Origin of the sequence: Shewanella sp. Isolate13 (assembly GCF_022398325.1) — a bacterium.
In the GTDB taxonomy this organism is placed as follows: Bacteria; Pseudomonadota; Gammaproteobacteria; order Enterobacterales; family Shewanellaceae; genus Shewanella.
This window is the reverse complement of record NZ_JAKEVD010000058.1, coordinates 1-16,366: the sequence shown is the minus strand read 5'-3', so window position 1 is coordinate 16,366 and position 16,366 is coordinate 1. Positions and strand designations below refer to the sequence as shown.

Here is a 16,366-nt window from a genome sequence, read left to right as displayed (position 1 = left end):
AAATAATAGATAAGAGGTTTATTCATGTCACAGCCACAAGCTAAATTCCTCAAAGATTACCAGAAACCTAAGTTTCAGATTTCCCATATCGATTTAGACTTCACCCTTGCAGAGAAGCAGACAAAAGTTGTTGCAACCAGCAAAGTGACTCGTCAAGGCAATCATCAAGAGCCATTAGTGTTGGTGGGCGATGAGTTAACCCTGCTTAGTGTAATGGTTAATGGCAAGAAGGCAGACTATAAGCAGTTGCCTGGAGAGTTGGTTATCGAAACCGCTCTAGAAGATTTTAAACTTGAGGTCATCACGCAGTTGGATCCGGCGGCTAACTCTAGTCTTGAAGGCTTGTATATGTCTGATGGTGCCTATTGTACTCAATGCGAAGCTGAAGGCTTTAGGCGTATCACCTACTTCTTGGATAGGCCGGACGTACTGGCCATCTATACGGTACAAATAGAGGCTGACAAGCAAGCATTCCCATACTTGTTAAGTAATGGCAACTTGATTGGTAGTGGCGATACGCAAGAGGGACGTCACTATGCTAAATGGCATGACCCATTTCCTAAACCTGCTTATCTTTTTGCACTGGTTGCCGGTGATTTTGACCTATTAGAGGATAAGTTTACCACTTGTAGTAATCGAGAGGTGAAGCTGCAGGTCTTTGTTGATAAGGGCAACCTAAGCAAGGCCCACCATGCCATGGCTTCACTTAAGAAGTCAATGGCTTGGGACGAGAGCCGTTTTAATTTAGAGTATGATCTCGATATTTATATGATCGTTGCGGTTGATTTCTTCAATATGGGGGCGATGGAAAACAAAGGTCTAAATGTTTTTAATACTAAATTCGTCCTAGCCGATAAAGCCTCGGCAACCGATGATGATTATCATGGTATCGAGTCCGTTGTGGGTCATGAATATTTCCATAACTGGACCGGCAACCGAGTCACTTGTCGTGATTGGTTTCAGCTGAGTCTGAAAGAAGGTTTAACTGTTTTTCGAGATCAGGAGTTTAGTTCCGATCTCGGTTCTCGTGCCGTGAATCGTATCCATGCGATTAAGGTTATGAAAAATCAGCAGTTTGCGGAAGACTCTGGTCCGATGGCTCACCCAATTAGACCCGAATCTGTTATCGAAATGAATAACTTTTATACGGTCACTGTCTACAACAAGGGCGCCGAAGTGATCCGCATGATGCATACGCTTCTTGGCGAAGCTGCTTTCCAACAAGGTATGAAGCTATATTTCGAGCGACATGATGGTCAAGCCGTAACCTGCGATGATTTTGTTGCTGCAATGCAAGACGCCAGTAATGTGGATCTCGGCCAATTTAAGCGTTGGTATAGTCAAGCTGGAACGCCTCAAGTCGAAGTCGAAGAACACTACGACGAACAGGCTCATCTGTATCAGCTGACGCTATCACAAATGACACCCGCAACGCCGGATCAGGCGGAAAAATTGCCATTGCATATTCCTTTCGATATCGAGCTTCTCGATGTTGACGGCAACACAGTATTTAATAAAGTGCTAGATGTTAAAGAAGAAAAACAAGTCTTCACTTTCGATGGGATTATGCATAAACCTATCCCATCGTTACTTCAGAACTTCTCTGCGCCGGTAAAACTTAACTTTAATTACACTGTTGAGCAGCTTGTCCATATCATGCGTTTTGCCACCAGTGAAGTGGCTAAATGGGAGGCATCTGTTTCACTGTTTAGCCAGTCAATTTGGCAAAATGTCGAGCGTCTGCAAAATAATCAAGCCATGTACATTGACCCAAGGATCCTTGATGCATTTAAGGGGGTCATTCTAGCGCAAGATCTCGACCAAGCCTTGATGGCAGAAATTCTAACGCTACCGAGTGCTGGCTCGCTTATTGAGCAAAAAGGGGGGGTAGATCTCGACAGTCTTGCTCTAGCGAGAGAGTTTGTTGTATTTGAGATCGCTTCTGACTGCGAAGATGAATTGTTAGCTCGGGTACGTGAGTTAGAAAAGGTTGACGATGCAGGGGCTAGGGCGCTTAAGAACGTCTGTCTGAGTCTATTGCTTAAGGTAGAGCAAAGCTACGCCGCCCTTGCAAAACAGCAGTTCCAGTCTGCAGAGAATATGACCGATAGCTTGGCCGCGCTATCGGCACTCAACGGTGAGTCATCGCTTATTCGTGATGAGTTGATGAGTCAATTTGAGGAACAATGGAAAGATACGCCACTGGTCATGGATAAGTGGTTCGTGTTACATGCAACATTGGCCTGCAGTAAGTGTATTCACCAACTGCAGTCACTGTTTGAACATGACGCATTTAGCTTTAATAACCCCAATCGGGTCCGCTCCTTGATTGGTGCCTTTGCTGCAGCGAACACCTTCGAATTTAACCGAAAGGATGGTTTGGGTTACCAGTTCTTGGCTGACGCTATTATTAAGTTAAATAGCGTTAACCCTCAAGTTGCAGCTCGAATCATTACGCCGTTAATTCAATATAAAAAGTTCGATGGGAATAGACAGGCAATGATGAAACAACAGCTTCAACGTATTCTCGCTGTTGAAGGTTTATCGAAAGATCTCTACGAGAAGGTCACTAAAGCATTAGTCTAAAGCGTCAATGACATATTGGATCTCAATCTCAGTCATCGTATGATACGGTGACTTAATTGAGATCCAACTATTTTATGAGAATTAGGTTTTGGCATCATCCCATCAAGTTTTTCAATTTCCACTGAATATCAGTTATCAAGAGTTTCTTCCTTACTATCGTGGTGAGGTTAATAAAGTAGAAGTTATCGATATTAAAGGGCGCACGCTGTGGATCAACGCACGTCATTTTCGGCCTTTTTTATCCAGCACAGGAATAAAAGCTTACTTTAATATGGTTGTCGATGGGCAAGGCAACTTGATCAGCCTTACAAAGGTTTAGAGTAATTACTTCAAACGGTCGATTATTTAAAACGTCTCCGCATCCACTAGTCGCACAATTTCAGGTCATTGTAATTACGAGGAAAATGGCCTTTAAACCTCTCACTTGGCAGTTTACCTCTTGCTGATTTAAATACAGCGGCGAAAACCATCAATAAGATCTCCCTTAAGTAACGAAATCTTTTGAAGATTTTCTATGTTTCATCCTTGCTCACTTCGTATAAATGCTGTAACAATGGTGTCACCTGTAAGTTAACGAAATGTTGGCTACTAATTCCTATAACAAAAGAATCCAGCAGGTTACGGAGAGAAGCTAAAATGAAAAAGGTTAAAAACGGCTTTAATAAGTCGGCGCTCGCTTTGGGGATAGTCGCGGCGCTCGGTTTTGGCATGACAAACCATGCTAATGCAGTCTCATTTAATTGGGGCGAGGTGGAAGGCACATTCGATTCGACTTGGACTGCTGGTGCAAGTTGGCGCGTTGAGGGCAGAGATTGGGATAACCAAATTGGTAAGGTAAACCACCCTCGCTTCGATTGGTCTGGTTATTCTGCTTTTAGTGACACTAAATATAGCTCGGCAGAGATCTGGGCCCAACCTGGGTCTTATTCGAGTAACGGTGACTTGAGTAACTTATTGTACTCTCAAGGTGACACCACCTCTGAGATCGTTAAGGGCCTTCATGAGTTATCATTGAAATACCAGAATTTTGGTTTGTTTGCTCGTGGTATGTATTTCTATGATCGTAAACTTAACGATGGTGATTTCGGCTTTAATGATCCTTTAACTGGTCAGGAGTTTGATCCTTGCGAAGACAGCAAGGCATCGGAAGTTCAGTGTAAAGATATCCGTTTATTGGATGCATTTGTTTATGCTGACTTTGATTTCAATGATGGCGCGAATCCTTTATCGATCCGTGTGGGTAATCAGGTTGTCTCTTGGGGAGAAAGCACTTTGATTGCACACGGTATTGGTGTGATCAACCCAGTCGATCTTAATATCCTTAATGCTCCTGGTGCGGAACTAAAAGAGGCCTTTAGACCACAAGGTATGGTTTGGGCTTCGTTCGGTGTAACCGACAATCTATCTGTAGAAGGCTTCTACCAATACGATTGGGAACCAGTATGGGTGCCAACGCCAGGATCGATTTTCTCTACTAACGATTTTGCAGGCTACGGCGGTTATAACCAGAATGCCCAGTTAGGTTTTAACGCTAACCCAGATATGAACCTCGACTTCTTATTGTCTGAGTACAATACCCTTATCGGTATGGTTGGTTCCAATCAGGTTGACGCAGGTGACTTAGCTCAGCTTGCTTTGGCATACCCTACTAAAGCCACACTCGTCGAAGATCCGGCCTCGGCGAGCGATGATGGTCAATGGGGTGTGAAACTAGGTTATTACTCTCCTGAGTTGGGAGAGACCGAGTTTGGCTTGTATTACATGAACTATCACAGCCGTCGTCCGCTGATCAGTGGTACTACCGCAAACTTTACCGAACAAGCGATTGGTCGAGATCTTCAGCGTCTAGGTGGTAAAGCTCAGTCCGGCGAAGCCATGACTCGTGAAGATCTGCTAGCGCTAGAGACCTTCTCAAAGGCACAGATTGTTTATCCTGAGGATATTCAGTTAATGGGCTTTAGCTTCAACACGCTTGTTGGTGATACTTCTGTGGCCGGTGAAATTGCTCACCGTCTTGATGAACCACTGCAAATTGATGACGTAGAACTATTGTTTGCAGCTATGCCTCAGCAGCTAGCTAATGCTGGAATTCGTCCAGATTTTGATGGTATTTCACAAGTTGAAAACTATGGTCCAGGTGAATACGCAGAAGGCTTTATCCGCTTAGACACCACTCAAGCACAAACCACTTTTACCCACCTATTTGGACCGACTCTAGGTACAGACAACTTGACCATGTTGGCAGAGATTGGTGGTGTGTGGATCCACGACATGCCGAGTCATGATGAACTTAGACTCAACGGACCAGGTACCTCTCGTTCCGGTGGTAACCCTGATATGCCAGGTATTATTGAAGCCTTGCACAATGGTCCTGAAACGAACCCGTTCCCAACGGACTTTGCTTGGGGTTATCGTCTCGTGGCTAAGGCCGATTACAACAATGTATGGGGTGGGGTGAATATTGCACCTAGAGTCATTTTCTCTCATGACGTAGATGGTATTACGCCAGATCCTATGTTCCTGTTTACCGAAGGTAAGAAGTCGGTTGCCCTAGGCGTTAACTTTGACTATCAGAGCCGCTGGGGCGCTGATATCTCTTACAACACCTTCTTCGGTGGCGTAGGGACAACCAATGCAATGGCCGATAGAGATTATGTATCGTTCAACATTAAGTATTCAATCTAAATCACAAGGACAATAACAATGAATAAACTTGCGATATTGCCTGTAGCAGTGATGTTTGCGTTAAGCGCACCAAGTGCTTTGGCTAAAGTGTCTGAAGCAGATGCTGCAAAATTAGGTACTGAGTTAACCCCGTTAGGTGGAGAGAAAGCAGCGAATGCCGATGGTTCTATCCCTGCATGGGATGGTGGCATTACAAAGCCTGTTGCGGGTTACAGTAAAGGAATGCATCACCTTGATCCGTTCCCAGAAGATAAAATCGAATTCACGATTACCAATGCCAATAAAGATAAGTACAAAGAGTATTTGTCAGATGGCCAGATCAAGTTGTTTGAGCTATACCCAGAAACCTTCAAAATGAATGTGTACCAGACTCGCCGTTCTGCTTCTGTGCCTCAGTTTGTTTATGATGCCACTAAAGATAACGCGACTCGCGCCGAGCTGATTGACGGTGGTAATGGGATTAAAGGAGCATCAATTGGTATTCCATTCCCTATACCTGAAAACGGTTTGGAGGTGATTTGGAACCATGTTCTACGTTTCCGTGGCATCGATATTAAGACATCGCGAAGCCAAGCTGCACCCACTGCTGGCGGTAGCTACACTTTGGTCGAGACAGCCGAAGAGATCCGCTTTCAATACTCTCGTCCAGAGATGACGCTAGATAAGCTTTCTAAAGACAATACCTTGTTCTTCTTTAAGCAAGTTGTTACCCAGCCTGCACGCTTAGCGGGTACTGCACTGCTAGTAAAAGAGACGATGGATCAAGAGAAGCTTCCACGCCAAGCCTGGACCTATAACACGGGGCAACGCCGCGTCCGTAAAGCACCTAATGTCGCATTTGATACACCCGGTACTGTATCTGACGGCTTAAGAACAACCGATGATTTTGATATGTTTAATGGCTCTCCAGTACGTTACAACTGGGAGTTAGTCGGTAAACAAGAGCTTTACATCCCATACAATGATTACAAGCTGCACTCAGATAAGCTTGAGTATGAGCAGATCATCACGCCTGGTCATATCAATCCAGAATATGTCCGCTATGAGAAGCACCGTGTTTGGGTGGTTAAGGCAACGTTGAAAGAGGGCATGCGTCATATCTATAAGACGCGTACTTTCTATATTGATGAGGATTCATGGCAGGTGTCAGTCGCGGATCTATACGATAACCGTGATGAGCTTTACCGAGTTGCGATTGCCCATGGCCTAAACTACTACGAAGTTCCCACCCAGTGGAGCACCTTAGAAGTATTCCATGATCTTCAATCACGTCGCTATATCGCGATGGGTTTAGATAATGAAGGCCGTATGTATGACTTCGATGCCAAATTGAGTGAAGCAAACTTCACTCCGGCGGCATTACGCCGTGCAGGTATTCGTTAAACCAGCTTGTCGAGGGGCGAAAGCCCCTCACTATCTTTTAAAGGAAGTCTGTATGTCGTTTAGCATGCTTCGATTTGTCTCAATATTGAGTTTAGTGAGTCTTTCTCAGGCTTTTCCTGTACTGGCACAAGAGAATAGATTAGAACAACAAATTCAGCCTCTTGCTGCGAACTCTTTAGTCTTAGACATCGTAAATAATCAACAGACTTTGGTTGCCGTTGGCGATCGAGGTCACGCATTCATTTATCAAGATTCCTGGAAACAGGTCAATACGCCAACACAAGCCTTGTTGACTAAGGTCTTTTTTATCACACCCGATAAGGGCTGGGCCGTGGGTCATGACGCGACCATACTCCACAGCAACGATGGCGGGAAGTCTTGGCAGCTGCAGATGCAGTCCCAAGAGATAGAGAAACCTTTCTTAGATATTTTATTTTTTACAGAGCAACATGGCATTGCGGTAGGCGCCTACGGTTTATTTTACCGCACCAATGACGGTGGGCAAACATGGAATAGTGAATACCACCAAGAGCTCCTTTTTGAAGAGGATATCGCCTATTTGGAAGAGCTTAAAGCCGAGGATGAAGCGCTTTACCTTTCAGAGAGAAGCACATTACTGCCGCACTTTAACCGGGTTATTCACGCAACAGATAATACTCTCATTATGGTGGGGGAGTTAGGTCTCGTTGCTACCTCAACCGATCAAGGCCACAACTGGCTAAAGCAAGACTTTATCTATGAAGGCTCTTTGTTTAATGCCGCGGTGGTAGATGATACCGCATTTGTTATGGGCCTTAGGGGCAATGTGTTTAAATCGGATTTAGGCTTAACGGGTTGGCAAAAGGTTAGCTTACCGGTTGATTCAACGATAAATGCAGGAATTACGCTTGGTGAAGGTATGTTGCGATTAGTGGGTAATGCAGGCGTTATTATCGACATATCTGTTGCAGGTGAAAGCCAACTTGTAGAGCAGCGTCAGGGGGAAAACCTAGTCGCGATTGCCGAAGACTCAGAAGGAAACTTATGGGTGGCCGGCAATAAAGGTCTCATCAAATTAGAACAAAAATAATAGGACCTTACTATGTTAGATAAATTAGTTAATGGATTCGAATCTTATCTATTTCGTCATAGAGCGTTTGTCATATTTCTTTTTGCACTAGCGACAATCTTCCTTGGGATGCAGGCGAGTAATCTTAAAATGGATGCTGCGTTTGTAAAAAATATCCCTCTTAACCATAGTTATATGCAGACTTACCTTAAGCACCAAAAGCAATTTGGCGGTGCGAATAGCATCATGGTGGCGGTAGAAGACACTAGCGGTAATATCTTTAATGCTAACTTCTTCGATGCCCTCAAGAATGTACATGATCAGTTGTTCTTTATCCCTGGAGTGGATCGTGCGCAGGTTAAGTCACTATTTTCACCCTCGACCCGTTTTACCGAGGTGGTTGAAGATGGCTTCGCTGGCGGGCCGGTGATCCCTGCAGATTTCACAACCACAGAACAGGGATTAAAGGTTGTCCGTGGCAATATCGAGAAAGCGGGCATCGTCGGCCGTTTAATAGCTGAGGACTATTCAGCAGCTATGGTCAGCGCCCAGTTAATGGATTTCGATCCACAAACGGGCGAGGCACTAGACACGCTAGCGTTTGCCGCTCAGTTAGAAAAGCAGTTACGTGAGCAGTATGAAACCGATGAGATTAAGATCCATATCATAGGTTTCGCTAAGATGGCCGGTGACGTTGCTGATGGCGCAAAAGGTGTGTTGCTGTTTTTCTTGATCGCGATCCTTGTTACTGCTGTGATGGTTTACTACTTTTCCAAGTCGATCGTGCTGACTATTTTACCGCTGCTTTGTAGCTTGATAGCGGTGGTTTGGCAGTTAGGTTTACTCACGGTTGTCGGATTTGGCTTAGACCCTATGTCTATTCTGATTCCCTTCCTAGTGTTTGCTATTGGTGTCAGTCATAGTGTACAGATGATCAACGCCGTCAGAAGGCGCGTAACCGATGGCCATACCACAAAGGCGGCTGCGGCCCTAGCATTTCGAAGCCTATTGATCCCTGGTGGCGTTGCCTTACTATCGGACACCATAGGCTTTATGACCCTACTAGCAATTGATATTGGGATCATTCGTGAGCTAGCAATTTCAGCATCCTTAGGTGTGGCAGTGATTATCTTAACTAACTTGGTGCTCTTGCCATTAGTGATCTCTTTTACCCATGTTGAACCAAAGCCGGAGAACAAGCCCAATCCTATTAATAATATCTGGCTAAAGCTTTCAAATTTCGCGACACCAAAATATGCGGTTTGGGTACTATTGATCACTGCAGCTTTGTATGCGGTAGGATTACAGCAGGCGAACAAGATGAAGATTGGCGATCTGCAAGGCGGTGCGCCGGCGCTTCATCTTGACTCTCGTTATAATCAAGATACTTTCTTTATTACCGATAAGTTCTCAATCACAACTGATGTGATGACGGTTATCGTTGAGGCGTTTCCAGAGGCTTGCACCTATCACTCGGTACTGACTCAAATAGATGAGTTCGAGTGGCAAGTGAGCAACACGCCTGGCGTTGAGTCGACTGCAAGTTTGGCATCGGTAGCAAAACGGGTTAACTCAGGGTTCAACGAGGGTAACCCTAAGTGGAGCGTATTGCCTCGAACGACAGCTAGTTTAGTGCAGGCGGTAGGTCGGGTTCCTACAACATCTGGACTGCTTAACAGCGATTGCTCGGTAATGCCTGTGTATCTGTTCCTAAAAGATCACAAGGCAGAGACCATTGAAGTGGTTATCGACAAGGTGAACCAGCTTCAACAACAGATGGACACCGATAAAATTCAGTTCAAGTTGGCATCGGGTCCTGTTGGAGTGATGGCGGCAACCAATGAAGCTGTGGCTGAGGCGCAGCTGCCTATGATGTTATATGTATATGGCGCGGTGTTCTTTCTCTGTCTAATCAGTTTCCGTTCATTGAGAGCGACTATTGCAGTAATTTTACCTTTGTATGTTGTATCAACCTTAGCCCAAGCATTAATGACGCAGCTGGATATTGGCCTAGCGGTGAGCACCTTGCCTGTAATTGCCTTGGGTGTGGGGATTGGTGTCGATTACGGGATCTATATTTTGTCGACGATGGCAGTGCGTTTACGAGATGGTATGCCTGTAAAACAAGCATATTATGAAGCGCTAGTCGAACGTGGTAGCGCGGTTATTTTCACCGGGCTTACATTAGCGATAGGCGTCAGTACGTGGTTCTTCTCGGCACTTAAGTTCCAAATGGATATGGGGATCTTGCTCACATTCATGTTTTTGGTAAATATGCTCGGAGCCATAATTATCTTGCCTGCGATAGCCGCTATGTTTTGGCGGCAGCCCAAGTAGACCCGATAAAAGAGGAGCATTAGCTCCTTTTTTTTTATGCATAAAAAAACGTTCTTACCGATTGTTATTTCATATATAAGGAGAAAATCCGAGATTAGGGCCATTCTTGGAGGCTGTACCACTAAAATAGTTCTCGAAATGAAGGGGATTTAGTAATAAACTTCGCGCTATGACCTAGGTCACAGAAATAGGCTCAGGTCAGTTTACGAAGCATCCATAAAAATTAAAAAGCGCTGCCATAGCCCCTAAGGAAATAGCAACATGGCCTTGAAAGATGCAATGCCTTCAGTACTGCTCGAAAACGTAGTCAACCTAATTCACTCTAAAGTACCCAATTCACAAGCTAAACAAGTAGAACAGTTCGCCACCTGCCTCTATGCGCACATGTCGAAAGACGACCTTAACGCGCGTAACGATAGTGACTTATATGGCGCTGTGTTAAGTCAATGGAATGCACTGAATAAGACCGCCGTCGGGGAAGGTCATATCAGAGTATTTAACCCTAGTCAGTCTAAACATGGCTGGCAATCAAGCCACTCGATTATTGAAATTATTCAGCCAGATATGCCTTTCTTGGTTGACTCTGTCGGAATGGCAATTAATCGTTTAGGCATTACCGCACATATGATGCTGCATACGCCAATGGCTATCGAGCGTAAAGACGGCGTGGTAACCCATGTAAGCTATAGCCCAGAACAACAAGAAAACGTCGATAAAGTCGCGGTGTTTTTAATTGAGATCGACCGTCAAAGTAGCGATGACGATATTAAGGCTCTCACCATAGAGATTGAGTCGGTCATTGCCGATGTTGCCGCAGCTGTCAACGATTGGGAAGCGATGTCCGCAAAACTTGGTGAGACAATCACCGAACTAGAGAATCGTCCTTATCCTGGTACAAAGGAAGAGCTTAATGAAGCGAGAAACTTCCTCTCTTATCTTAATGATCATCACCTAACTTTGCTCGGCTATCGCCGATATGACTTACATAAAGTGGAAGGTGACCTAGAGCTTGTTGCTGATAAGTCAACCAGCCTAGGCTTAATGAGTAAATCGACAAAAGCAAAAACTGAAACGGGTTTGTTGCTGTCTAAGTTCTCGGAAAATGCGCGTAAAGAAGCTCTAGATAACAGTCTCTTGGTGTTGACTAAGAGCAGTGAGAAGAGTCGCGTTCACCGCCCAGCTTATGTCGATTACATCGGTGTTAAACGCTTCGATGAGCAGGGTAACGTCATTGGTGAGGACAGATTTATCGGTTTGTATGCATCTAACCTTTATAACCGTAGCCCACGTGAGATCCCGCTGTTAGCGCAAAAAGTTCAGCGCGTATTGGACCGTTCAGGTTTAGCGCCACGTTCACACGATTATAAAGCCCTAATGCACATTCTCGAGACGCTGCCTCGTGATGAGTTGATCCAAGCCAGTGTTGAACAGCTTGCCTCAATCGCTCACGGCGTACTAGAGATGCAAGATCGTGACAAGCTAAAACTCTTTGTTCGTAAAGATGGCTTTGGGCGCTTCTTTTCATGCTTGGTTTATGTCTCAAAAGATAGATATAACACTAAGTTACGTGAAGACACTCAGCGTATTCTTGCGCAACATTTTAATAGTAGTGAAGATGTGGAGTTCACCACCTATTTCTCAGAGTCTACTTTGGCAAGAACGCATTACATCATCAAAGTTGACAATAATAATATGGACGTCGATGTGGCAGCGATTGAGAACAATTTGACCGAAGCGGCTCGCTCTTGGGAAGACAAACTAGCGAGCGCTGTGTTCAGTGCCCAAGGTGAAGAGCTGGGCAACAGCCTGATTAAGCGCTATGTAGATGCATTTCCACGTAGCTATAAAGAAGATGTACTGCCAAGCTCGGCGGTTGTGGACATTCAGCACCTTGAAGAGCTGGATGACGATCATAAGCTAGGTATGTTGTTCTATCAGCCACAGGAAACCGCGTTAAACGATAATAAAGTCCGTCTTAAGCTGTTCCATAAAGATGAGCCAATCCACCTTTCAGATGTGCTGCCTATGCTCGAAAACTTCGGGCTACGAGTCATTAATGAAAGGCCATATGAAGTTAAAACCGCTGATGGCGCAACATTCTGGATCTTAGACTTCTTGATGACGACTCAAGGTGTTGCCTCAGATGATTTGGCAGATAGCCAAGAACGTTTCCAAACAGCCTTGTCTCATGTATGGAAAAAAGAGTTAGAAGATGATGGTTTTAACCGTCTCGTACTCTCCACAGGCCTGACTGGGCGTGAAGTCTCAGTGCTTCGCGCTTACGCTAAATATATGCGTCAAATCGATTCTACGTTTAGCCAAGCCTATATTGAAGAGACTTTCGCAAGTTACCCTCAAATAGCTGATTTGCTAGTTAAAATGTACATTCGTAAGTTCAACCCTAAGTTGAAAACGCGTACGTTAAACAAGTTTATCGAGCAGATTAATCTACGTTTAGATGACGTTTCTAGCTTAGATGATGACCGTATCATTCGTCGTTACCTTGACCTTATTAATGCGACTAATCGTACTAACTTTTATCAAGTTACAGAAACCGGCCTGCCTAAAGCATACATCTCGTTCAAATTTGAACCGGCTATGATCCCTGAGATGCCAAAGCCGCTGCCTAAGTACGAGATCTTTGTTTACTCGCCACGTGTCGAAGGTGTACATCTTCGTGGTGGGAAAGTGGCTCGTGGTGGCTTGCGCTGGTCTGATAGACGTGAAGATTTCCGTACCGAAGTACTAGGCCTAGTTAAGGCGCAGCAAGTTAAAAATACTGTTATCGTGCCAGTTGGCGCAAAGGGTGGCTTCGTCTGTAAGCAACTGCCAACGGATGGTGGCCGCGAGGCATTCTTCGCTGAAGGGCAAGAATGTTACCGCTTATTTATTCGTGGTCTACTCGATATCAGCGATAACATTATCAATGGTGAAGTGATCGCCCCTGACAATGTCGTTAGACATGATGAGGATGATCCATATCTTGTCGTTGCAGCCGATAAGGGCACGGCAACTTTCTCAGATATCGCAAACGAGATCGCCATCGAATATAACTTCTGGTTAGGCGATGCCTTCGCGTCGGGTGGTAGTAACGGTTATGACCATAAGAAGATGGGCATTACCGCGCGTGGTGCATGGGAGTCGGTTAAGCGCCATTTCCGTGAAATGGGCATTAACTGTCAAACAACCGATTTTACCTGTTTAGCGATCGGTGATATGGCGGGTGACGTGTTTGGTAATGGTATGTTGCTGTCTAAGCATACGCGCTTAGTTGCAGCGTTTAACCATATGCATATCTTTATCGATCCAAATCCTGATGCTGCCACCAGTTATGAAGAACGTGAGCGTTTGTTCGCACTGCCACGTTCAAGCTGGGAAGACTACAACCAAGAGCTTATCTCCAAAGGCGGGGGCATATTCTTACGTTCTGCTAAATCAATTCCATTGTCTGCAGAGATGAAGAAGATGTTGGGGAGCCAGAAAGCATCGATGACACCACTTGAGTTACTTAAAGAGTTACTTAAGATGCAAGTGGACCTTATTTGGAACGGTGGTATTGGTACATACGTTAAGGCGACAAGCGAGTCTCACGCCGAAGTGGGTGACCGTGCTAACGATGCTATTCGTGTTAATGGTAATGAAGTTAAAGCAAAGATTATTGGTGAAGGTGGTAACTTAGGTTGTACTCAGCTAGGCCGTATCGAATACTGTGCTAATGGCGGTCGTATGAATACTGACTTCGTTGATAACGTTGGCGGTGTTGATTGCTCTGACAACGAAGTGAATATTAAGATTTTGCTTAATGCTCTGGTTGCCGATGGCGAGATGACGCTTAAACAGCGTAACCGCTTGCTTGAAGAGATGACCGATGAAGTGAGCCGTATTGTTCTACAGGACTGTAAAGATCAAACCAGAACAATTTCTGTCACTCAGGTGCGCGGTGCTGAGCAGTTAAAAGAGCAAATTCGTTTCATCCATCACTTGGAAAAAGAGGGCAAGCTAGATAGAGCACTTGAGTTCTTACCAAATGAAGATGAGTTGGCCGACCGTCTAGTTAACGGAAAGTCATTAACTAGACCAGAACTGTCAGTTTTAGTTGCTTACGCCAAGATGGTGTTGAAGGAGCAGTTATTAACGCCAGAGATCACCGAAGATAGCTTCTTGAGTCAGCTGTTGATCGAGTACTTCCCTAAGCAGTTACAGGAAAAGTACATCGAAAATATGGCATCGCACCCACTGAGAGGGGAAATTATAGCAACTTCATTGGCAAATGAGTTAGTCAATGATATGGGTCTTAATTTCGTTCAACGTATGCAAGATGAGACAGGTGCCTCAGTAGCGGAAGCTGCCATTTGTTATACTATGGCACGCGAAGTGTTTGGTTTAGCAGATTTAACTAAATCAATTACAGATTTGAATGGTGTCATTCCAGCTGTTGTACAGTGTGAAATGCTGCATCAGCTACGCCGCAATATTCGCCGCGCGAGTCGTTGGTTCTTGCGTCATCGTAATCGTAACTTGAATATCGAACAGACGATTGAGTTCTTCAAGCCAGTATTTGATGAGTTGAAGGCAAGCGTTCACCAATATATGGTTAACGAAGAAGTCGAAGGTATTCGTGCTGAATCGAATGCGTTGATTAATGAAGGTGTACCGGAAGATGTGGCCATGGTTGTGGCAAATGTGAGCACCTTATTCTCTGCGCTGGATATTGCCCAAATCTGTGATCTTGAAAGCAAGCCAGTTCCGTTAGTGGCCGAAACTTACTTTAAGCTTGGAGCGAGTGTAGATTTACATTGGTTCCTAGAGCAAATCAGTGCACAACCGGTTTCGAACCACTGGCAAGCGCTTGCTAGAGCGGCCTTTAGAGAAGAGCTTGATTGGCAGCAGCGTGCACTCAGTTCTGTGGTATTGAGAACTTGTACTGAAAGCTGTGATGCGAATAAGATCATTTCAGAATGGATTGAGTCAAATCAGAGCTTATTGGAGCGTTGGTTCCATATGCTCGCTGACTTTAAGACTTCGCAAAGCCATGAGTTTGCAAAGTTCTCTGTAGCCTTACGTGAACTTAACCTTTTGATCCTTCATTGTGAAGGACAAAAGTAATCTGATTTAAATCAGAAGCCCTGGCAGATGCCGGGGCTTTTTTCGGTCTAGGAGAAAACATGTTTTATAAAATCGCACAAAAGTTCATGTTTCAGATGGATCCAGAACTGGCCCATAATTTTGCTATCGGCAGTTTAAAATCTACTGGTAATTCACCTTTAAATTGCTTTTATGCGCAAAATATTAAGCCAGCCCCAGTGACTATGATGGGGCTGACTTTTCCAAACCCTGTAGGTCTTGCTGCTGGTATGGATAAAGACGGTGAATGTATCGATGCTTTCCATGCGATGGGCTTCGGTCATATTGAGGTCGGTACCGTCACACCACGTCCTCAACCAGGTAACGATAAGCCACGCTGTTTTAGACTTAAGCCAGCCAAGGCGATTATTAATCGTATGGGCTTTAACAACAAAGGTGTAGATAATCTTGTTGCTAATCTAAAAGCTGCCAAGTCAAATGCGATGGTGGGTGTCAATATAGGTAAGAATAAAGACACACCCGTAGAGCAGGGTAAAGAGGATTATCTCATCTGCATGGATAAGGTTTATCCTTACGCTGCTTATATCGCCGTCAATATTTCATCACCTAACACGCCGGGTTTACGCTCGCTGCAATATGGCGATCTATTAGATGATCTACTTGGATCCCTTAAGCAGAAGCAAAAAGAGCTGGCTGAGAAGCATGGTAAGTACGTACCTATTGCACTTAAAATTGCGCCAGACTTGTCTAGCGAAGAGATTGAAAAAATTGCGGATGCATTAATTCGAAGTGAATTTGATGCGGCAATTGCTACCAATACAACCTTGACTCGCGATGGTGTTAGCGGATTGCTAAATGCTAATGAAGCAGGCGGTTTGAGTGGTAAGCCATTGAATTCATTGTCAACAATGGTTATCAAACAACTTGCCGATTGTTTGAAGGGCCAACTTCCAATTATCGGTGTTGGCGGTATTAACTGTGCAGAAGACGCACTCGATAAATTAGATGCTGGCGCTGAAATGGTACAAATTTATTCTGGTTTTATTTATCAAGGTCCAAAGTTAATTAAAGATATTGTTGAAGCATACCGTATTAAATAAGTCTGTTTCGATCTAAGTTTAATATTTAGATCATAAAACGATCATTAGGATCTTAATTGGATCTTAATGATCGTTTTTTCTTGTAAAATTAAATATCATTTCGAACAAAATTTATTTTGATATTGATGAAATAATCATCTAT

General features: G+C 44.4%; 8 protein-coding genes. All 8 read left to right on the top strand.

Going from position 1 to position 16,366, the window contains the following annotated elements; all coding sequences use genetic code 11:
• The first annotated feature begins 24 nt into the window (after positions 1-24).
• The 8 genes from pepN to pyrD all read left to right on the top strand — a co-directional run bounded on the left by pepN (position 25) and on the right by pyrD (position 16,224).
• A complete protein-coding gene (gene pepN, locus L1D44_RS21130; RefSeq protein WP_239893177.1) occupies positions 25-2,586 on the top strand; it encodes an aminopeptidase N in 2,562 nt (853 codons plus the stop codon).
• Between the two features lie 88 nt (positions 2,587-2,674).
• Positions 2,675-2,905, top strand: a complete 231-nt coding sequence (locus L1D44_RS21125; protein ID WP_239893176.1) for a DUF2835 domain-containing protein — start codon at positions 2,675-2,677, stop codon at positions 2,903-2,905.
• 317 nt (positions 2,906-3,222) lie between these two features.
• Positions 3,223-5,271, top strand: coding sequence for a DUF1302 domain-containing protein (locus L1D44_RS21120; RefSeq protein WP_239893175.1), 2,049 nt, complete (start codon positions 3,223-3,225; stop codon positions 5,269-5,271).
• Between the two features lie 18 nt (positions 5,272-5,289).
• On the top strand, positions 5,290-6,654 hold the full coding sequence (locus L1D44_RS21115) for a DUF1329 domain-containing protein (protein WP_239893174.1): 1,365 nt from the start codon (positions 5,290-5,292) through the stop codon (positions 6,652-6,654).
• Between the two features lie 52 nt (positions 6,655-6,706).
• On the top strand, positions 6,707-7,723 hold the full coding sequence (locus L1D44_RS21110; protein ID WP_239893173.1) for a YCF48-related protein: 1,017 nt from the start codon (positions 6,707-6,709) through the stop codon (positions 7,721-7,723).
• Positions 7,724-7,735: 12 nt separating this feature from the next.
• Positions 7,736-10,039, top strand: coding sequence for an MMPL family transporter (locus L1D44_RS21105; RefSeq protein WP_239893172.1), 2,304 nt, complete (start codon positions 7,736-7,738; stop codon positions 10,037-10,039).
• A 261-nt stretch (positions 10,040-10,300) separates the two neighbouring features.
• Positions 10,301-15,145 (top strand): NAD-glutamate dehydrogenase, encoded by a 4,845-nt coding sequence (locus L1D44_RS21100; RefSeq protein ID WP_239893171.1) that lies wholly within the window; start codon positions 10,301-10,303, stop codon positions 15,143-15,145.
• Positions 15,146-15,204: 59 nt separating this feature from the next.
• On the top strand, positions 15,205-16,224 hold the full coding sequence (pyrD, locus tag L1D44_RS21095) for a quinone-dependent dihydroorotate dehydrogenase (RefSeq protein WP_239893170.1): 1,020 nt from the start codon (positions 15,205-15,207) through the stop codon (positions 16,222-16,224).
• Positions 16,225-16,366: the final 142 nt, after the last annotated feature.

Excerpts from the sequence above, each read along its gene's own strand:
- L1D44_RS21100 (WP_239893171.1), top strand. The coding sequence starts at position 10,301 with ATGGCCTTGAAAGATGCAATGCCTTCAGTACTGCTCGAAAACGTAGTC.
- pyrD (WP_239893170.1), top strand. The coding sequence starts at position 15,205 with ATGTTTTATAAAATCGCACAAAAGTTCATGTTTCAGATGGATCCAGAA.
- L1D44_RS21120 (WP_239893175.1), top strand. The coding sequence starts at position 3,223 with ATGAAAAAGGTTAAAAACGGCTTTAATAAGTCGGCGCTCGCTTTGGGG.
- L1D44_RS21105 (WP_239893172.1), top strand. The coding sequence starts at position 7,736 with ATGTTAGATAAATTAGTTAATGGATTCGAATCTTATCTATTTCGTCAT.
- L1D44_RS21115 (WP_239893174.1), top strand. The coding sequence starts at position 5,290 with ATGAATAAACTTGCGATATTGCCTGTAGCAGTGATGTTTGCGTTAAGC.
- pepN (WP_239893177.1), top strand. The coding sequence starts at position 25 with ATGTCACAGCCACAAGCTAAATTCCTCAAAGATTACCAGAAACCTAAG.
- L1D44_RS21110 (WP_239893173.1), top strand. The coding sequence starts at position 6,707 with ATGTCGTTTAGCATGCTTCGATTTGTCTCAATATTGAGTTTAGTGAGT.